At 66.0% G+C, this 19456-nt stretch carries 17 protein-coding genes; 8 read left to right on the top strand and 9 right to left on the bottom strand.

What is annotated here, in order from left to right:
• Positions 1 to 74 precede the first annotated feature (74 nt).
• From SPR01S_RS04230 to SPR01S_RS04215, 4 genes are all read left to right on the top strand, one after another.
• Entirely contained in the window at positions 75 to 2417 is a 2343-nt protein-coding gene (locus tag SPR01S_RS04230) for a TonB-dependent receptor (protein ID WP_066585395.1), read from the top strand.
• Positions 2417 to 4429, top strand: coding sequence for a serine hydrolase domain-containing protein (locus SPR01S_RS04225; RefSeq protein ID WP_084250925.1), 2013 nt, complete (start codon positions 2417 to 2419; stop codon positions 4427 to 4429). Before SPR01S_RS04230 ends, SPR01S_RS04225 begins: the two co-directional genes overlap by 1 nt.
• 70 nt (positions 4430 to 4499) lie before the next feature.
• A complete protein-coding gene (locus SPR01S_RS04220) occupies positions 4500 to 5813 on the top strand; it encodes a peptide MFS transporter (RefSeq protein ID WP_066585393.1) in 1314 nt (437 codons plus the stop codon).
• Between the two features lie 253 nt (positions 5814 to 6066).
• The gene (locus SPR01S_RS04215) at positions 6067 to 6360 is read left to right on the top strand and encodes an ACT-like domain-containing protein (RefSeq protein ID WP_066585391.1); all 294 of its coding nucleotides are present in this window, start codon (positions 6067 to 6069) and stop codon (positions 6358 to 6360) included.
• A 52-nt stretch (positions 6361 to 6412) separates the two neighbouring features.
• On the opposite strand, the gene SPR01S_RS04210 is transcribed toward SPR01S_RS04215, so the two are convergent.
• Both SPR01S_RS04210 and SPR01S_RS04205 read right to left on the bottom strand, forming a co-directional pair.
• Entirely contained in the window at positions 6413 to 7093 is a 681-nt protein-coding gene (locus tag SPR01S_RS04210) for an anti-sigma factor family protein (RefSeq protein WP_245661862.1), read from the bottom strand.
• Positions 7090 to 7554: a sigma-70 family RNA polymerase sigma factor gene (locus SPR01S_RS04205; protein ID WP_066585542.1), complete on the bottom strand. Its 465-nt coding sequence runs from the start codon at positions 7552 to 7554 to the stop codon at positions 7090 to 7092. The genes SPR01S_RS04210 and SPR01S_RS04205 overlap by 4 nt, the downstream gene beginning before the upstream one ends.
• A 107-nt stretch (positions 7555 to 7661) precedes the next feature.
• Here SPR01S_RS04205 and SPR01S_RS04200 point away from each other — a divergent pair, with 107 nt between their 5' ends.
• Positions 7662 to 8891, top strand: a complete 1230-nt coding sequence (locus tag SPR01S_RS04200; protein ID WP_245661861.1) for a S8 family serine peptidase — start codon at positions 7662 to 7664, stop codon at positions 8889 to 8891.
• A 67-nt stretch (positions 8892 to 8958) separates the two neighbouring features.
• A complete protein-coding gene (locus tag SPR01S_RS04195) occupies positions 8959 to 9843 on the top strand; it encodes a hypothetical protein (RefSeq protein ID WP_066585382.1) in 885 nt (294 codons plus the stop codon).
• Positions 9844 to 9931: 88 nt separating this feature from the next.
• On the opposite strand, the gene SPR01S_RS04190 is transcribed toward SPR01S_RS04195, so the two are convergent.
• Positions 9932 to 10720, bottom strand: a complete 789-nt coding sequence (locus SPR01S_RS04190; RefSeq protein WP_066585379.1) for an amidohydrolase family protein — start codon at positions 10718 to 10720, stop codon at positions 9932 to 9934.
• Positions 10717 to 11982, bottom strand: coding sequence for an L-fucose:H+ symporter permease (fucP, locus tag SPR01S_RS04185; protein ID WP_066585376.1), 1266 nt, complete (start codon positions 11980 to 11982; stop codon positions 10717 to 10719). Before fucP ends, SPR01S_RS04190 begins: the two co-directional genes overlap by 4 nt.
• Positions 11983 to 12163: 181 nt before the next feature.
• On the opposite strand from fucP, the gene SPR01S_RS04180 reads away from it, so the two are divergent.
• Positions 12164 to 12949 (top strand): IclR family transcriptional regulator, encoded by a 786-nt coding sequence (locus tag SPR01S_RS04180; protein ID WP_066585373.1) that lies wholly within the window; start codon positions 12164 to 12166, stop codon positions 12947 to 12949.
• Between the two features lie 15 nt (positions 12950 to 12964).
• Here the strand turns inward: SPR01S_RS04180 and SPR01S_RS04175 are convergent, their stop codons facing one another.
• Complete coding sequence (locus tag SPR01S_RS04175; protein ID WP_066585370.1) at positions 12965 to 13963, bottom strand: aldo/keto reductase; 999 nt, start codon at positions 13961 to 13963, stop codon at positions 12965 to 12967.
• Complete coding sequence (locus SPR01S_RS04170; protein ID WP_245661860.1) at positions 13960 to 14325, bottom strand: L-rhamnose mutarotase; 366 nt, start codon at positions 14323 to 14325, stop codon at positions 13960 to 13962. Before SPR01S_RS04170 ends, SPR01S_RS04175 begins: the two co-directional genes overlap by 4 nt.
• A gap of 146 nt (positions 14326 to 14471) precedes the next feature.
• Here SPR01S_RS04170 and SPR01S_RS04165 point away from each other — a divergent pair, with 146 nt between their 5' ends.
• A complete protein-coding gene (locus SPR01S_RS04165) occupies positions 14472 to 15761 on the top strand; it encodes an L-fuconate dehydratase (RefSeq protein WP_066585363.1) in 1290 nt (429 codons plus the stop codon).
• Here the strand turns inward: SPR01S_RS04165 and SPR01S_RS04160 are convergent, their stop codons facing one another.
• The 3 genes from SPR01S_RS04160 to SPR01S_RS04150 are packed head-to-tail and all read right to left on the bottom strand — an operon-like array spanning position 15762 to position 19452.
• Positions 15762 to 17954, bottom strand: a complete 2193-nt coding sequence (locus SPR01S_RS04160) for a WD40/YVTN/BNR-like repeat-containing protein (RefSeq protein WP_245661859.1) — start codon at positions 17952 to 17954, stop codon at positions 15762 to 15764.
• A 3-nt stretch (positions 17955 to 17957) separates the two neighbouring features.
• Positions 17958 to 18800 carry an aldose 1-epimerase gene (locus tag SPR01S_RS04155; RefSeq protein WP_066585362.1) on the bottom strand — a complete coding sequence of 281 codons (843 nt, stop codon included), beginning with the start codon at positions 18798 to 18800 and terminating at the stop codon, positions 17958 to 17960.
• 1 nt (position 18801) lies between these two features.
• Entirely contained in the window at positions 18802 to 19452 is a 651-nt protein-coding gene (locus SPR01S_RS04150) for a hypothetical protein (RefSeq protein WP_066585360.1), read from the bottom strand.
• Positions 19453 to 19456 lie beyond the last annotated feature (4 nt).

Genomic DNA, 19456 nt, shown 5'->3' with positions numbered 1-19456 from the left:
GTGCACGTTCGAGAAAACAGTTGCTAATTATGAAACAGTGTTCATGATGCCGGAGCATTTCAAGGGGTTTGGCGATGGCGATCGTGGCTCGATCAAGAACTTTGTGGCTGGCCGGTGCCGCGATGGCGATATGGGCGCCCGCCGCGCAGGCGCAAAGCGACGCTCCGGTCGCTACCGGGCAACCACAGACAAGCGGTACCGCGAATTTCGACGACGACATCATCGTCACCGCCCAGAAGCGCAGCCAGAATTTGATCGACGTTCCGCAGTCGATCACCGTCGTGTCGAGCCAGGTGCTCGAGCAGCGCCACGCCACCACCTTGCTCGACTATGCGTCACTCGTTCCCGGTTTCAGCATCCAGCAGCAGAATGCGGGCGAATCGCGCATCATCCTGCGCGGCATCAATACCGGCGGCGCCAGCCCGACCGTTTCCGTCTATATCGACGACACGCCGTTCGGATCGAGCACCAGCCAGACCAATGCGGCACATCTGGCGGGCGACATCGATTCCTTCGACGTCGAGCGCATCGAGGTGCTGCGCGGCCCGCAGGGAACGCTGTACGGCGCGAATTCGCTGGGCGGCTTGCTCAAATATGTCACCACTCCGCCCAAGTTCGACCGGTTCTCGCTGCGCGCCCAGGCCGGCGTGGAAACGGTCGATGGCGGCGGCACCGGCTGGTCGGGCAACGGCGTGATCAACGTGCCGCTCAGCGACACGCTGGCGTTCCGCGCGAGCGGTTTTTATCGCCGCACGCCGGGCTATATCGACAGCGTCGGCATTCCCGCCCACAACACCAATTATTCCGACAGCTATGGCGGCCGCGCCTCCCTGCTGTTCAAGCCAAGCGACCGTTTCTCGATCCGGTTGACCGCGATCGCACAGAACATCCGCGCGCATGGCCGCGACACGATCGACGTCGATCCGGCGACGCTGTCGCCGATTACGGCGGATCCCTTCACCGGGGCGACGGGCACCGGCCTGCTTCGCTATCAAACGCTGCCCGAACGCAACAATGTCGATTACCGCCTGTATTCGGGCACGATCGAATATGATTTCGGGCCGGTGGCGCTGACCTCGGTCACCAGCTACGCGACGCTGCGCCAGCATGAGGATATCGACGTGACGCCCCAACTGGGCGACATCAGTCCCTTTTACGGCGCGACCACGCCCTTCGGCACGGACGAGCCTTCCAACATCAGCCAGAAGAAGTTCGCCCAGGAAATCCGCCTGACCTCGGCGAAGTCGGACAAATTCGAATGGCTGATCGGAGGGTATTATACCCGCGAACCCGGCCGGATTTTCCAGCTCTACCGGCCCTTCGATCCGGCCACCGGCGCCCTTCTGCCCGAAGCGGGCACTATTCCGCAGGACCTGCTCGGCCCGGGCGTGCCCGCCGCGCCCTTTCCCTTTGACCATTTCCTGACCGCGAGCTTGGACTCGACCTATAAGGAATATGCCGGGTTCGGGAGTGCGACCTGGCACGTGACCAGCGCTTTCGATATCACCGGCGGCATCCGGTACAGCCGCAATGAACAGCGCACGTCCCAGAGCCTGGGTGGGGGCTTCGTCGTCGTCCAGGGCGCGGACGGCACGCTGCTCGGGAAGTCCTCCGAAGGCGTGTGGACTTGGTCGGTGTCGCCGCGATACGAGATCAGCAAACGGGTCGCGATCTACGCGCGCATCGCCAAGGGCTATCGGCCCGGCGGCCCCAATGTCGTCCCGCCGGGAGCTCCGGCCGATTATCCGGCGCAGTTCAAGGCCGACACCCTGATCAGCTACGAGGCGGGCGTCCGCGCCGAGACGCAAGACCGGACGTTCGGCATCGACGCTTCCATTTATTATCTCGACTGGAAGAACACCCAGATCACGACGACATTCCAGACCTCGATCGGTCCGGTCACAGCGGACGGCAATGGAGAGGGCGCCAAGAGCTATGGCGGCGAGGTCACGCTGACGCTGCGACCGATCCGGGGCTTGGTCATGCTCGGGTCGGTCGCCTACAATGACACCGCGCTCAAGGGGAACATCCTGGTCGGCGGGTCGGACGGAGACCAGCTTCCCTACGCACCGCGCTGGAACGCCAGTCTTTCCGCGGACTATGACTGGTCGCTCGGCGGCAAAACCAACGCCTTTGTTGGCGGGTCGGTCTCGATGGTCAGCGATCGGCCGGCGGATTTCGATGCCGCGTATCAGGCCACGTTCGGCCACCGCCTGATCCTGGACGGTTATGCCACGGTCGATCTGCGCGCGGGCATCGAAATGAAACCGGTAACGTTGAGTATCTACGCGAAAAATATCACCAATTCGGGCGGACAAACCTATGCCGGTCCCTATGGTGGGCGTTATGCCGGCCTGATCGACGTCGCGACCATTCGGCCGCGGACGATAGGCCTTACAGCGGGGGTCGAATTCTGATGCGCACCGGATGGATTGCCCGCCCGACACGCCTGTTCAAGGCCGTATTCTCGTCATTTCTGCTGGTGGCGGTGCCGATCGCCGCGCAAACGCCAACGCTCAACCCGGCCAGCCCGGTCGCGTCGGTGAAAAGCGGCCAGGCGGAAACGGCCGCGCTGGCGACGGCGACCGGTGCGCCGACCCTGACCAAAGCCGATGTCGACAGCTGGCTCGACGGATTGATCCCTTACGGACTCGATACCGGCGACATTGCCGGCGCGGTCATCGTCGTGGTCAAGGACGGCCAGGTACTGACCCAGCGCGGCTTTGGCTATGCCGATATGAAGACGCGCAAGCCGGTCGACCCGGATACCACGCTGTTTCGGCCCGGCTCGATCTCCAAGCTCTTCACCTGGACTGCGGTCATGCAACAGGTCCAGGCGGGCAAGCTCGACCTCGATCGAGACATTAACGATTATCTCGATTTCAAGATTCCGCCCGCTTTCGGCAAGCCGATCACGCTGCGCAACCTGATGACGCATACCGCCGGGTTCGAAGAAACGGCGAAATATCTGATCGCCACAAAGCTGGCCGATAACCGGCCGCTCGATGCCGCGCTCAAGCGGTCGGTGCCGGCGCGGATCTACGCCCCCGGCAGCACGGCGTCCTATTCGAACTATGGCGCGTCACTTGCCGGCTATATCGTCCAGCGAGTGTCGGGCGAGCCGTTCGAGGCATATGTGCAGCGCCACATCTTCGCCCCGCTCGGCATGACGCACTCCAGCTTCGTGCAACCCTTGCCGTCTAGTCTCGGGCCACTGCTCGCGAGCGGCTATGCCCGTGGCTCGGAAGATCCTCAGCCCTATGAGATCATCCCGCTGTCGCCGGCCGGCGCTTTGTCATCGAGCGGCGCGGATATGGCCAAGTTCATGATCGCGCATCTGTCCGCGACCAATCCGCTGCTCGACGGGAAGACCGCGGCGTTGATGTATGCGACCGCCAACACCCCCATCCCCGGCCTCCCGGGCATGGCGCTGGGCTTCTATCACGAGGATCGCAACGGGCTGAACATCATCGGCCATGGTGGCGATACCGACTGGTTCCATTCCGACCTGCATCTCTATCTCGACAAGGGCGTGGGGCTGTATCTGTCGTTCAACAGCGCGGGTAAGGACGGCGCGGCGCATGTCCTGCGCCAGCGGATATTCGACAGCTTCACCGACCGCTACTTCCCGCAGAAGGCGCCGGCGCTGCCGACTCTTCCCACCGCGGCCGAACATGGCCGCGCGATGGCCGGCAATTATGTCAGCAGCCGTGGTTCGGTGACCAACTGGCTGCGCATCGCCAATCTCATCGGCCAGCCCGTCGTGTCGCTGAACGACGACAATACGATCACCGTTTCCGCCCTTACCGATCCCGCCGGTGTGCCCAAGAAATGGCGGGAGGTGGCGCCGTGGCAATGGCAGGAAGTCGGGGGAACCGATCGCCTGGGCGCGGCGGTCAAGGACGGCAAGGTGACGGCGTTCGCGCCGGCCGAGTTTGCGCCGATCATCCTCTTCGTCCCCGCATCGACCGGGATGAACGCCGGCTGGATCATGCCGCTTTTGCTGGCGGCGCTGGCAGTCATGCTGATTACTGCGCTCGGCTGGCCGATCGTGGCGCTGGCCCGCCGCCGCTATGGCTATCATCCGACGATCGCGAAGCGCTCGCTGATGCTCTACCGCGCGAGCCGGCTCACGGCTTGGCTGATGGTGATCGTGGCGGCCGGCTGGATGGCGATGATTGCCGCGCTGAGCAGCGATGTCGGCAATTTCGACGGGCGTCTCGACATCTGGATGCGGCTACTTCAGCTCCTGTCGCTGGGTGCGATCATCGGCACGGGGCTTGCGATCTGGAACGTCCGGGTGGTTGCGACCGGCCCTGACAGCCGGTGGTTCAGGACCGGCTGGGCGGTAGTCGTGGCACTGTCCGCGCTGTTCCTGGTCTGGGTGATGTTCGACATGCGGACGCTGACGCCGAGCCTGAATTTCTGAGCATGGCAATTGATCGCCGCCACCCGTTGCAAGAGCTCGGTCGCCGTCGTCAAACGATGCGGGTCCGGTAATGGCCACGGGGACGCTGGCCGGCGTGGAACCCGCGGTTCGCCCAAAGGCGCTGTTCGGCCATCCGCCGGGCCTGACGGTGTTGTTCATGACGCAGATGTGGGCCGAATTCTCCTATTTCGGCCTGCAAGCGCTGTTGGTCTATTACATGACCCAGCATCTCGGCTTCAGCCAGGCGAAGTCGTCGCTGATCTATGGCGCGTACGGGGCGGCGGCCTTTTTCAGCCCCTTTTTCGGCGGGATCATCTCCGATCGCTGGCTGGGGCGCACGCGCAGCGTGGTGACCGGCGCCGTGTTGATGATGTGCGGCCATTTCGCCATGGCGTTCGAGCCGTTGCTGTTCCCGGCGCTGGCGCTGGTCGCGCTGGGCAATGGTCTCTTCATGCCGCCGCTCGCCGTGCAAGTGGGCGGGCTCTATGCCGACGACGATCCGCGCCAGGCCCAGGCGTTCAGCGCTTATTATATGGGGATCAATCTCGGCGGCCTGTTGGCACCCTTGGTGTGCGGCACGCTCGGCGAGCTCTATGGCTGGCATTGGGGTTTCGCCGCAGCGGGAGTCGGGATGTTCGCCGGGCTCGTCATCTATCTCCGCTTCAGGCATCTCTTGCCGGCCGACCCGCCCAGCCGATCGCAGACCCAAACCAGCGCGCGGATCGCGCTTACCAGCAAGGATTGGGGCAATCTGCGCATGCTGGTCGCGATCATCGCGGTCGTCGTGCTGTTTCGGATCGGGTACGAGCAGAGCGGTAACGTCATCGCGCTATGGGTCGAGCACCAGACCGACCGCAGCGTCGATCTGTTCGGTCAGCGCCTGGAAATTCCCGCGACCTGGTTTCAGTCGATCAACCCATTGCTGATCATCGTCCTGACGCCGTTACTGATGCGCCATTGGGCGAAGCGCGCCGCGCGCAACGGACCGGCGAACCTGTTGGCGCGGATGAGCCTGGGCTGCGCGATCGCCGCTCTGTCGATGGTAGTGATGGTAGTGGCGGCGGCGTTGAACGCCAGGACCGGCCGCCCGGTCGGAGTCGAATGGGTGACCGCCTATTTCGTCCTGCTGACCATCGGCGAATTGCTCGTCATTCCGGTAGGGCTGACCCTGGTCGGCGCGCTGTCGCCCGTTCAGGTCGCGGCCATGGCGATGGGCGCCTGGTATATCGCGAAGTTCCTGGGCAGCCTGCTCGCCGGCGCAATGGGTGCCTATTGGGGCGTCATACCGGCGACATCGTTCTTTGGACTGGGCGCGTCATCGGTCCTGATCGCGGCAATCTTCCTGTTTTTTCTGAGCAGGTCGAGGCCGATCAGGATCGGATGATCGGCCATGGTCCGCCCTGCCCTGCTAGTCCGGCTAGCCAAAACCAAAACGCGGTTATACACGATCGCTATGACCATCTGCGCGAGTCTCGATGCAACGGCCGGGCGCCTTCGCCCGGACCTTGCTAGCGCGCGAATGCGGGATTCTCTGGCACGAATTAGCATCAGCCGGATCGGCTGATCCGGCGCCTCGTCGGCCGGGCGTGAGCGAACGCCCCCGCCGTTCCTGCCAAGTTTCTCGAAAGTCATTCAGCGTGCTTCATGGTCAAACTCGCGCCCAACGTGCGCCCAAAACCGTTCGTCCGACGCTCGTCCGACTGCATGTCAGCGGCGACGTCTGTCCCAATCTGCTGCCGCGCCTGCTCGGCCTCGTCGCGCAATTCGACCAAATTCCCTATGGTATCGCGCTCACCCGGTTTCCGGCTGGCCTCAAGCTCTCGATCGACCTGGGTCGACTGGAGGAAGCGCGCGCGGAAATATTGCTCAACAAGGTGTCGGGTATTCCCACCGTACGCGGCGCGCGGCTGGTCGCAGTGCGGCGCAACTGACACGCCGCCGCTGCCGCCCGCTTAAGAAGGGCGCGGTGTTCCCGGCGCGCGCTCAGCGCCAGCCCGCGCCCCGCGCCGCTTCTTCCGCCTTCGCGTCGAGCGGCTCGCCGGCCATCATGTCCTGCGCGGCTGCCATGAGGTCGGGATCGGGCGATCCGGCTTGCGCATAGTCGCCATGCTGTGTCGACGATCCCTGCTGGGTGCGGCGCAGCACCCAGCCGGAGGCGTCGCGACAGGCAATGCCGTCCGTCACGCGCGCGCTGAACACCCGGCAATAGGAGCCCTGTTTGTCGCGGAAGCTGACTGCCACCTTCACGGTTCCATCGGCACCACCGACCTGATCGTCAAGCGCTCTGGCAAGCGATCCCGAGGCGTACAGCCCACCTGCTCCTCCAGAGACGGGACCATGCGGCAGCCCAATGCCGATCACCAGACCAAGCACAAGGCACGCCGCCAATGCCGTCGCCTCGCGCCACCGCGTCACGATCGGACGCGTCCTGGGCAACGGCAAGTCGACGACACTGCTTTTCAGCAAGGCCGCGAGGCGATCGGGAACCTGCTCGTCGGCAACAGGCGCAAAGTTGTCCGCGATCCGCTTGCGCAGCGCGCGATGCCGTTCGACTTCCTGGACAAGCGCCGGATCGCCGGCAATCGCGCGCTCGACCCGCTTGGCATTGAGCGGATCGAGCTCGCCATCGGCATAGGCCATCAACATTTCAGGCTCGATCGTCACGCCGCTTCTCCCAGGTCCAGCATCAGCGCCTGGCGGCCACGCACCAGCCGCGAGGTAAGCGTGCCCATCGGGATATCGAGCACTTCGGCCGCTTCCTTATAGGCAAGGCCCTCGACCAGCACGAGCGCCACCGCCTCTCGCTGCTCATCCGGCAAGCGACGCATCGCTGCCTCGACCTCGCCAAGCGCGACGCGCGCCTCGCCCCCACCGTCGCTGCCAATTCCCACCCCGGCCTCGGCATCGACAAAAGTTTCCGACGCCCGGCCGCGCGCACGGGCGGTGTCGATCCAGGCATTGCGCATGATCCGGTACATCCAGCTGTCCAATCTCGTTCCGGGCTGCCATGATCCGCGCGCCAGCAACGCCTTCTCGACCGTGATCTGACACAGATCGTCGGCGTCCGCCGCGTCGCGGGCGAGCGCACGCGCGAGCCGCCGCAGGCGCGGCAGCAAGGCGAGCATCTCGTTTTCGAAAGCGGCCAAGCCAATTCCTTCTTCGTATGGATGAAACGGATGGCACCGCCCGTTTAATCCACGCAGAGTGATTTTTGCCAGGCGAAAGGATTTGCGTGCTCCGTCCCATGCTCATTGCCCTGATCGTGCTTGTCGGCGCGACAGCGGCGGGCGCGCAACTCGTGCCCCGGCTTCCGGCCCTGCCGATCGACGTGCCGGGCCTGCCGGCCGCGCGCGGCCTGGCCGACGACGTACTCCGCGCGCCTTCGGACGCGGCACGCATGCTCGATCAGGCGCGCCGCGCCGCGATCGCGCGGTTGGTCCGCGATAATCCCCACAGCATCGCGCTCGACCCGGAAGGCTTTCCGGCGCGCGCCGGGGAAGTCGTCATCGACGACCCCAAGGATGCCGTGATCGCCGCCGCAGTCGCCAAGGGGTATCGGGTGATCGAGCGGGGCGACGTGCTGGGCGTGGGTTACGTTCGCCTTGCGGTTCCCGGCCAACAATCTCTCCCATCGGCGATTAGAGAAATTCGCAAGCTTGGCGGTGAGGTGAGCGCGGACCAACTCCACATGCCGAGTGGAGCTACGGACGGTCGACCCGCCTCGGTCGCAAACGGCGGCGGCACGCTGATCGGCGTGATAGATGGCGGCGTTGCAGGGGCGGCCATCTCGACCGGATTCGCAATCGGCGCGCCGCGCGACAATGACCATGCCACCGCCGTCGCATCGCTGATCGGCGGTTCGGGCAAGGTACGCGGCGGCTTGCCTGGCGCGCGGATCGCCTCGGCCGATGTCTATGGCAGCGATCCTGCCGGCGGCAACGCGACCGCGATCGCGAAAGCACTGGGCTGGATGGTCCAACAGCGCGTGTCGGTGGTGACGATCAGCCTGGTCGGCCCCGCCAACCCCTTGCTGGCCAAGGTCGTGGCGGCGGCACAGGCGCGTGGACTCGTGATCGTGGCAGCAGTCGGCAATAACGGGCCCGCCGCGCCGCCGGGCTTTCCCGCCTCCTATCCGGGCGTGATCGCCGTGACCGGGGTCGACGGGCGCAACCGCGCGCTGATCGAAGCCGGGCGCGCGAGCCACCTCGATTATGCGGCCCCCGGTGCGGACATGCTGGCGGCGGGTATAGCCGGCCGGGTCTTCCGGGTGCGGGGGACGTCCTTTGCGGCGCCCCTGGTCGCGGCGACGACAGCGCGCTTCTATCCATCGCCCTCGCCCGCCGCCGTCGGTGCCGCGCTCAAACGCGTCGACGCGCTCGCCCGCGACCTTGGACCGCGCGGGCCCGACAGGATCTATGGCCGCGGCCTGGTCTGCGGCGATTGCCGGACGCTCGCGAAATAATTTCCGCGCCTCGGGATTAAAACCGCGTCGGGCTCCGTTCTCCGGGCAGAAACAAGGAGAAACGGTCATGATGAAGATCCTGTTTGGTGCGGCAACGCTCGCGATCGCGGTCGCCGCGACCCCGGCTTCGGCGCAGCTGCTGGGCGGCGGCGGTGGTCTCGGCGGGAGTCTGGGCGGTACGCTCGGGGGTACGCTCGGCGGGGCCACCGGATCGCTCGGCGGCGCGGGCAACGGGTCGTTGGGCGGCATGATCGATCGCATGCCGGTCGATACCGACACCGCCACTTCGACACACAGTTCGAGCAGGACGCACAAGAGCGTCGATACCCGCAAGGGCAAGGTCAGCGCGTCCAATTCGAGCTCGACCGATACGACCGCCAGCAACAGCAGCCTGATCGGCAACCGCGCACTGACCGGCAGCGGATCGGCAGCGGGCAGCGCCGGCACCGGTGTCGACGCGCAACTGGTCGGCACGGATGCCGTTCGCGGGACCGCCTCACGCGCGACCGAGGCGACCCGCAATGTGGCCGGACGCGCTCGGAACGCCACTGGTGCGGCTGCCGGGCGCGCGCGCGGTGCCGTCGGCAATCTATCGTCCGGCGCTCAGTCGCTCGGCGGCAGTGCGTCGGGCAGCGGCAGCGCCGCCGGCTCAGGCACGCTCTCCGGACTTGGCGGTACGGCGTCGGGCGCGGGCAACCTGGCCCTGGCCGGTAGCGGCGCGGCGAGCGCGGGGGCTTTCCCGGTGAACCCAGGAATGGCGGTGACCGACGCCAAGGGCCGAGTGATCGGGACCGTCCAGTCCGTGCGCTCGACAGCGCAGGGGAAAGTGCAAAGCGTGCTGGTCCGCGTCGGCAAGAAGACGGCGGAATTGCCGGCCGCCAACTTCTCGGGCTCGGGTAGCGCGCTGGTCTCCGCAATGGGCAAGGGCGACGTCAAGGACGCCGCTCAATAGTCACCGGTGCGGGTCGCACCCCCCGGATAGCACGCGGCCCGCATCCTGACGGCGCGTCCGGCACCAAGCCGGGCGCGCCGTTTCGTTGTCAGGAAGAGGTGGAATTACCGGAAAGGGCGTAGATACGTTGTGCATTACCGCCGAACACTGCGCCCCGGTCGCTCGCCGCGATCAGGCCCTGCGCCCGATCGAGCCAGGCCGCATAATCCTCGGCCAAGGTGAGGACAGGCCAATCGCTCCCCCAGATCAGGCGGTCCGTTCCGAATGCGTCGATCACTATCTCCGCGACCTCGTCGAGGCGGGGTGTCAGACCGGGTTCGGTAACCAGCCCCGACACCTTGCACGCGACATTGGGCCGTTCGGCGATCGCGCGCATCGCGCCTTCCCATCCGGCGAGATCGCCGGCATCGGGTTTGGCGGCATGATCGATGACGATCGGCAGCGCCGGATGCCGCGCCGCCAAACGACGCAATGCGGCCAGGTGTCGCGGACGGACCAGCGCGTCGAGCACCAGTCCGCGATCGGCCATGGCCATCAGGGCGGCTTCGATCGCAGGATCGTCATACCAGTCCGCAGCAAGGTCCTGCACCATCGGGCGCAGACCCTTGAGCTTGGGGTGCGACCGGAGCGTGCCGCGCAGATCGCTCCAGCCGACTATTCCCAACACCAGCGGATCATCGGCAAGCGACAGCAGCCACTCGGTGTCGACGGCATTATCCTGGCTCTGGACCAGCACGACGCCCTCGATCCTGTTGGCGACCGCCAGCGCGCGCAACTCGGCCAGCTCGACATCGCGATGGATCGCGACGAGGTCGGCGGGTGGCCAAGTGCAGCCATGCTCGCCGATCCGCCAGAGATGGACATGGGCGTCGATCACACAGGCTTCCGCACCCTTGATGCGAAGGCGAGCACGACGAGGAAGCAGCAGGCCGGCACAGCCATCGCGTTGACCATCGACCCGGTACGATCGGACACCAACCCCATCACTGCGGGAAAGACCGCTCCTCCGATAATGGCCATGACCAGCAGCGCGGCGGCAGATTTGGTCCGCGCTCCGAGGCCTTCGACCGTCTCGGCGAAGATGGTCGGATACATGATCGACATGAAGAAACTCGACGCGATCAGCGCAATGATACCGCCCATGCCTCCCGCGATCGTCGCGAAGAGGCACAGCAAGGCGCCCGCCACCGCGAAAATGGCGAGGAGCGACGGCGCGCGCACTACGCCCATCAGCGCCGAGCCGACGAACCGCCCCGCCATGAAGGTGACGAGCGAGATGGTGAGATAGCCCGCCGCGACGCGCTCGGGCGTGCCGGGCACGGCGACTTCGGCGTAACGGATGAGAAAGCTCCACACGCCAACCTGCGCGCCGACATAAAAGAACTGCGCCAGAACGCCGAGCAGGATGCGAGGATCGCGGAGCAGGGCGCGAAAATCGTCGAGGGCGCCGACATCTTCCTCGACGTCGCGCTGCGTCGCGATCACGGGAAAAGCGGTCAACCGGATCAGCACTGCCCAGGCGAGCACGCCGAGGCCGATCAGCAGATAGGGCAGCTGGACTGCAGCGGCTTCGCCCGCGCGCCACCGGGCCAGTACGTCCGGCAGCATCGCGGCGATCTCGGCGGGGCTGTGCGCTACGCCTGACAGGATGAACTGGCTGCCGATGACGATCCCGGTGATCGAGCCGAGCGGGTTGAACGCCTGGGCGAGGTTGAGCCGGCGCGCCGCGCTCTCCGGCGGTCCGAGCCGTGCGATGAGCGGGTTGGCCGACGTTTCGAGGAACGAAAGGCCGCTGGCGATGACGAACAAGGCGGCCAGGAAGAACGGATAGCTCTGCAGGCTGGCTGCCGGCCAGAACAATAATGCACCGGCGCCGTAGAAGCACAGGCCGAGCAACACCGCAGCGCGATAGCCGTAAGCGCGCATGAACAAGGCGGCCGGAATGGCGAGGCAGAAATATCCTAGATAGAAGGCCGATTGGACGAGACCGGCTTGCAGGTCGCCGAGAACGAACAGCTTCTTGAAATGGGCAATCAGGATATCGTTGAGATTGTTTGCGATTCCCCACAGGAAGAACAATGCGACGATCAGCGCAAAAGGCAGCAGGCGTGTCGTCGGCACCGGAGGTTCGTCGCTCATACCAATCCCCTCCCGTCGATCCGCAGCACAATACGAGCGTATTCGCTTCGATCTATAGCTGAGAACCTAGAGCAATTTTTCTGCTGATAAAGATGTTTTTTACTAGTGAATAAAGATAGATGGATCGACGCGAGGAAGCCATCATGCCAAAGACAGCCATGAAGGGGCGAGGACGTTAACGATGGCTGACGATGAGGATCGCGGCGGAGATTCGCGGTACCGCGCACCGGCGCTCGAAAAGGGCCTGGACGTGCTGGAATTGCTCGCGGCCCAAACCGACGCGATGACGCTGACCGAAATCGTCCATGCGCTGGGCCGCTCCCACGGCGAGCTGTTCCGCATGGTACAGGTCCTCGAACAGCGCGGCTATATCGAACAGGATCCGGCCCAGGACGGCTATCGCCTGACCGACCGGCTGTTCTCACTCGGCATGCAGCAGCCGCGCACCGCCAACCTGATCGAAATCGCCTTACCGGTGATGCGTCAGCTCGCGCTCGAGATCGGCCAGTCGTGTCACCTCGCGCTGCATACGCGCGGGCAGATGGTGGTCGTGGCGCGGATGGAATCGGGCGAGCAGATCGGTTTTTCGGTCCGCGTCGGTTATCGCCGACCGCTGATGCAGACGGCGTCGGGGATGATCCTCTACGCGCATCAGCCCAAGGACGTGCGCCGCCGTTGGGAAGCGATGTTCGACCCGCCGATTCCCGAAGCCGAGATGGCGGCGTTGCGCGCCCGCGCCGACGAAATCGCTGAACGCCATGTCGAACACACACCAAGCCATTTCGTCGCCGGGATCACCGACATTTCCGCACCCATTATGCGCGGCGGCAGCGCGGCGGCGGCGCTCACCGTTCCCTATCTGAAGAAGATCCTGCCGTCGGTGTCCGCGCGCGAGACGGCAGCGTTGGTGCGCAAGGCGGCGGAGGCGATTTCCGAACAACTGGTCGAGGGCGACAGCCGCGTCTGAGCTGCCGATCCCGCTTTATTCCGTCGTCGCGGGCACCGGCACATCCGCCCGCAGCAAGCCCGCCGCTTTCAGATCGCTCCACAGCCCGTCGGGGGCGGGCGCGGCGATATTGGTCATCGTCGCCCGCACCTCATCGGCGCTGGCGAGGCCGATGATCACGCTCGCCGCCTGAGGGTGGGCAAGGACGAACTGCAACGCGGCGGCGGGCAAGGCGACGTCATGCGCCGCGCATATCCGCTCGATCGCACGCGTGCGCTGGCGGATCGCCTCCGGCACGCCTGCATAATCGTAATGCGCGGCGGGTGCGTCTGCCCCTAGCGCGAGGATTCCCGAATTGTAGACGCCGGCCAGAACCAGCGCGGTTCCGGTGGCCGCACAGCGCGGGAAAAGCTCGTCGACCGGGCTTTGCTCCAGCAAGGTGTAGCGGCCGGCGAGCAGGATGATATCAAGCGACACGTGTTCCATCAGTTCGAGGCACACTGCCGTCTCGTTGACGCCGACCCCGATCGCCGACACCGCTCCCTGCTCGCGGAGTTCCTCGAGCGCCGCGAAGCCGCCCTTGTCCAGCAATTCGCTCATTCGGGCGTCATGGGCTGCCCCATGGACGCGGCGCCCGATGTCGTGGACATAGAGGATATCGATGTGATCGCGGCCCAGCCGTTTCAAGCTGGCCTCGTGCGACCGCAAGATGCCGTCGCGCGAATAGTCATAGACGGGCGCGAGGGCGGGCGCGTCGACGAAACCGTGGCGCTCGCGTTCGGCGGACCCGGCCAGCGGCTCCAGCACTCGGCCTACCTTGGTCGAGATTACGACGTCGCGGTTGCCGGCGATCGCCTGGCCCAAACGCGTCTCCGCCAGTCCGAAGCCGTAATAAGGGGCGGTATCGGCATAAAGCAGCCCGGCCCGGACGGCGGCGGTGATCGTCGCCTCGGCCGTCTCGTCATCGACGGGCCGATAGAGATTACCGAGCGGAGCGGTGCCGAAACCGATCGGGGGCAATGTCAGTCCGGTCATTGCGCGTCCAGGTCGAAGATCTGTGTCATCCGCACCCATTTCTCACCGGCGGGCGCGAACGGTAGCGGGCGCTGGAAACGCCACATCAGACGTTCCCAGCGGTCGATCTCGGGCGGAGCGGGAAGCGGCCGCGGATAGTCGAGCACCGCTTCGACGATCATCATCAGGCGATCGCCCGCACGCCAGATCTCCACATGCTCGGCGCCCTGCGCGCGGATATGCGCGACCACTTCGGGCCAAGCGGACCCGGGCGCATGGCGCGCTTCATATTCGGCGATCAGCGCTGCGTCGTCGATCAGGTCGAGCGCGTAGCAAAAGCGCCGGGTGCCCGCCGCGGACATGGGTGGATCGCTACTTTCCACATTTCCCTCCTGACAGCCGCTTCCGCGCCGGCTTGCGCCCAAAAGCCGTAAAGCGCACTTGCACCGGCGGCAATTGGCACATATGAAAATACACTACACCAGCAAAACATCGGTCGGCAACACCTCGGGGGCAGAACGCGAACGCCATGACCAGCATCGTCAAGCTTCGTGTGCTCGACATCCGTTTCCCGACCTCGTCGCAGCTCGACGGCTCGGATGCGATGAACCCGGATCCCGATTACTCGGCCGCCTATTGCATCCTCGAGACCGACCGGCCCGACCTCACCGGCCACGGCCTGACCTTCACGATCGGCCGCGGCAACGATATCTGTTGCGCCGCGATCGAGGCACTGGCGCCTTTGGTCGAGGGGCTGGACCTGGACTGGATCCGGGCCGACGGCGCGCGCTTCTGGCGGCACGTGACGGGCGACAGCCAGCTCCGCTGGATCGGGCCGGAAAAGGGCGTGATCCATCTCGCGACCGGCGCCGTGGTCAATGCGGTATGGGATCTGCTGGCGAAACAGGCCGGCAAGCCCTTGTGGCGGCTGATCGGCGAGATGAGTCCCGAAGAGATCGTCGGGCTGATCGATTTCCGCTATATCACCGACTGCATCACACCCGAGGAAGCGGTAGCGTTGCTGACCGAGCGCGCGGGGGGAAAGGCGGCGCGGGTCGCCGACCTCAAGGCGAACGGCTATCCCTGCTACACGACATCCGCCGGATGGCTGGGCTATTCAGATGATAAATTGGTCCGGCTCTGCCACGAAGCGGTCGCCGCGGGGTTCAATCACGTCAAACTCAAGGTCGGTCGCTCGCTGGAAGAGGATATCCGCCGGGTGACTCTGGCGCGCGAGGCGATCGGGCCGGATCGCCAGCTGATGATCGACGCCAATCAGGTTTGGGAAGTCGAGGAGGCGATCGCGCATGTCCGTCGGCTCGCTTTCGCCAAGCCCTGGTTCATCGAAGAACCGACCAGCCCCGACGATATCGAAGGGCACCGGCGCATTCGCGAAGGGATCGCGCCGGTCAAGGTCGCGACCGGGGAAATGTGCCAGAACCGCATCTTGTTCAAACAATTCATGATGCGTGGCGCGATCGACGTGGTGCAGATCGATGCGTGCCGGCTGGGTGGCGTCAACGAAGTGCTGGCGGTGCTGCTGATGGCGGCGAAATACGATCTGCCGGTCTGTCCGCATGCCGGCGGCGTGGGATTGTGCGAATATGTCCAGCATCTGGCGATGATCGACTATCTCTGCTTCGCCGGCACGAAAGACGGCCGCGTCGCCGAATATGTCGATCACCTCCACGAGCATTTCGTCGCCCCGACAATGGTGGAAGGCGGCGCCTATCGCGTGCCAGAAGCGCCCGGCTATTCGATCGAGATGAAAGCCGGGACGCTCGCCGAATTCGCCTTTCGACCGGCGGCCGCCGCCTGATCAGCGCGCTGGGTCGCCGTAGAAGATGCCCCGGCCGTCAGTTCCCAGATAGACGCGGCCACGGCGGCGCGGATCTCCCGAAATGACGCGGAACCTGCCGCCCCAGCGGTGCCCATCATCGTCGATCCGCGACCAGCGCGCGCCGCCGTCGGCTGATCGCCAAATGCCGGTCTTTCCGGCGTGCGTGGCGACGGCATAGACAGCAGGGCTTGCGGGCGAGCTGCCGAGCCCCAAGCCGAACAAGGCTATATCGAGCTCTGGCGCGAGCCGCTGGAAGGTTGGGCCACCGTCGCGACTGCGGTAAAGTTCGGTACCACATAGTATGAACAAGTCGCCCGGTGCGAACGGCGAAGCGACCAAGGCGGACTGGCTTTCGCGGTTACGGGGACGCGCGAGCGACAAATCGGGGCACAGGCCGCGTGTCGCCATCGGCGCGAAATGCTCGCCGCCATCCACACTGGCGAAGATCCGGCGGCTATCGGGATCGATCGCCCAGGCAAGCCGCGCATCGACCTTGTCGGCAACGATCCGGATATTGCCGGGCAACCCCGCGATCTCGACCCAGCTCTTGCCGCGATCACGCGTCAGCAACGGACGCTCCGCGGCGACGAAGAAACGCTGGCCGTCGGCCGAGACGGCGATCGGCGCCTTGCCTTCCGCTTCCCGACCATACCCATCGTTCCACAGCGGCGTCCGCAGCGGATGCCAGCTTGCACCGCCATCATCGGACCAACCGAGGCCGGCCTCGACCGCCTGCCCGTCATGGACATTGCCGCTGCGCACCAGCACGAGCCCGTCGCGGCCGGCATAATCGAGCGTATTGGTGTTGGTGTTACGCGGCGACAGGAACATGCCCGGTGGGGAACGACCAAGGTCGCGATGCACGAACCCGCCAAGATCGCCGAAGCCCGACACCAAAGACGCACCAGCGGTCGGGCTGGTCAGCGTGATGATCGCCGTCTGCTCCACGCCTTTGGTCCAGGGCATCCAGAGCAACGCAGGCTTGGGAGCGTCGTTAGTGACATAGACGGTGTCGCCGGTCGTATAGGCCAGCCGTCCGGCATCGAACGGGTCCAGTGCCAGCCCGGCGATCCAATGTCCGAGGGCAGCCTCCGGCCGGCCCCAGTTGAGGAACGGCGTCGCGCTTGTGTCCCGACGGCTGAGCGGACCGAGGTCGGTCCAGTGCCGGCCGCCATCGGCGGTACGCCACAAGGTGTCGCCCGGTTTCCAGCGGTTGAAGGTCGAGGCATAGGCGACGCCGTCGCGCGCGGGATCGGCGGCAATGCCGATATAGCCTCCCGGCGGTGCCGCGGCGCTGCGCTCGGGGGTGATGTCATGGAACGTGCCGGAGCGCTCCAGAGCCCAAATCGCGCCGCGCGTCACGCCGCTCGGGCCGATGCCGTCGGCCCAGGTGACGTAGAGCCGTCCGGCGCCGTCGAGCGCAGCCTTGACCGGCACCAGCCCTTCCGGCCCGCCCGCTACCCGCACCCAGTGCGCGCCATCGTCATTGGACTGGAGCAACCCGGCGCCGCCGGCATCGGCGATCCCGGCGAATATGCGCGGCGACGTTGGATCGAACAGCACGAACGCGATGCCCGGATGCGTCGTCCTCGGGGCGGGGGAACCGCCGCCGGCATAAGGAAAGGCGGTATCGCGCCGCCAATGCGCACCGGCATCGTCGCTCCGCCACAATCCGTCGTGGCGCGAGCCGAACAACAGCGAGCGCGGGTGACGCGGATCGACCGCGAGCCGTTCGCCGAGACCGCGGCCCGGCTCATTGCCGCCCATGCGGAACGGCACCGGCACGATCGTCCAATGTGCGCCGCGATCGTCGGAGCGCAGGATCGCCGCAGGATCGCGCGCATACATGCCGACCGCGGCATAGACACGATCGGCGTCGACCGGGTCGGGAGCGATGCTCTCGACGCCGAAAAAGCTGCCCTGCGCGAAACCGTCCATAAGCGGCACCCAGACGCCGGCGCGGTCCTCCCAGCGATAGCCACCGCCCATGTCGGTGCGCAGATAGGCAAGCCCGCGGACGACCGGGCTGAACACGATCCCCGGCGCGAACCCTCCGCCTCCGACGGTCACGTTGGTCCAGCGATAAGGCGCCGGCGCCGGGCCGCGGGCCGCGGCGGGCGTCAGCGACGCAAGCGCCAGCACGACGCCGAGGACGATCGATCGCAATGTCATGGCTCAGTCCGTGATGCGCATCGTCAGCGTGAGCGTCTCGCCTGGCTCGAGCGTATCGATCGCGAAACCTTGGTTGAGCGCATCGGGCAGATGCGACACCGGCTCGACGCACAAGAAGGGCTCGCCCGGCGGTGCGTAGAGATGGACGGCGCGCGCGCCGATCGCACCGATCCGGGTGACGCCGCCCGCGCCGTCGATCACGGCCTGACCCGTCCAGCCATCGAAGCTGTTATCGATCAGGCGATCGGGAAAACCCGCGCCCGCGCGCCAGTCACCGAACGTGCCGGCGGCGACCGTCCGGGTTGGGATCATCGTCTCGTCGCCTTCCCACATCCGCTCCGCCGCCATCGTCAGCCGCGTCGAGGCGTCGCGCGGGAAATAGGGATGCAGGCCAAGGCCCGCGGGCATCGCCCGATCACCCTCATTCGCGAGCGCCAGGCTGATCGTCAGGCCATCATCGTCCAGTGCCAGGCGCTGCTCGGCGCGGAACGGCCAGGGCCAGCCGCCGCCGCCGGCATGCCGCAAGTCCATCACCGCGTCGGCGCTCCCCTCCATGCGTAGCGTCCAGCGCGACTGCCAGCCGATGCCGTGCAGGCTATGCGGATGGTCGCCGAAGTTGAGCGGCAGCCGAAACGTTTCGCCGGCGAAGAAGAAGCGTCCATGCGCGATGCGGTTGGCATAAGGGACGAGCGGGAAGCAGCCGGTCTCAAGCGGATCATCGACACCATCCGGCGCGCGCCGCAGCACGTCGCGGCCATCGCGCGTCAGATAGGCGATCGTGCCGCCCAATTCGGGAAGGAGCCCTGCCTGCCAAGGTCCCGCGCTTAGCGCCGCCGGCGTGCGCACTCTAGTTCTTGGGCGCAGGCAGGCGAACGATATGGCGTTCGCCGGCGAAATTCACGGTCACGACCACGATGCGGTCGCCGCGCAGCTTGAGCTTGTCGCTCACCACCTGCCCGCCCTCAACGGCGCCCGGCTTCACCTCGACCTGCTTGAGCAATACTTCGTCGAGCTTGCCGACATCGACCTTCGGCGGCGCTGCCCGGGACCGATCGAGCGTATCCTGGGGCACGCCGCTCGCCGACACGGCGCCCATCCCACCGGTATAACCGGTCGTATCGAGCTGGCCGGCGCCATTGGTCGACAGCGTTGGCGCGGCATAGCCCGACGAAGCGGTGCTGCCGGCGACCGGCCCGGGGGCACCGGCCTCGGCGAGGAGCCTGTCGCGCGGAAGGAGTGCGATAGCGGTGCCGTCGGCTGCGGCGAGCGCAATGTTTTCCGGCCCGAACGGGGCGTTCGCCTTGCCGCGGTTGACCGCGACGACATGGAGCACAAGGCGGCCTTTGGCCAAAGTGGTCTCGGCGACCACATGGACGTCGCCGATCGTGCCGGCGGAAACGATGTCGGTGCCGGGCTTGCCGTCAACCGGCGCGACGTCCTGCGCGGCGGCAGGGACGGTTATTGCCAGCAGCGCCGCGAGGGGAAGTGCGATCCTCATCTCC

It is taken from the genome of Sphingomonas pruni NBRC 15498 (assembly GCF_001598455.1).
In the GTDB taxonomy this organism is placed as follows: domain Bacteria; phylum Pseudomonadota; class Alphaproteobacteria; order Sphingomonadales; family Sphingomonadaceae; genus Sphingomonas; species Sphingomonas pruni.
Note: the sequence above shows the minus strand (reverse complement) of the source record. Positions and strands in the feature narration are given on the sequence as shown.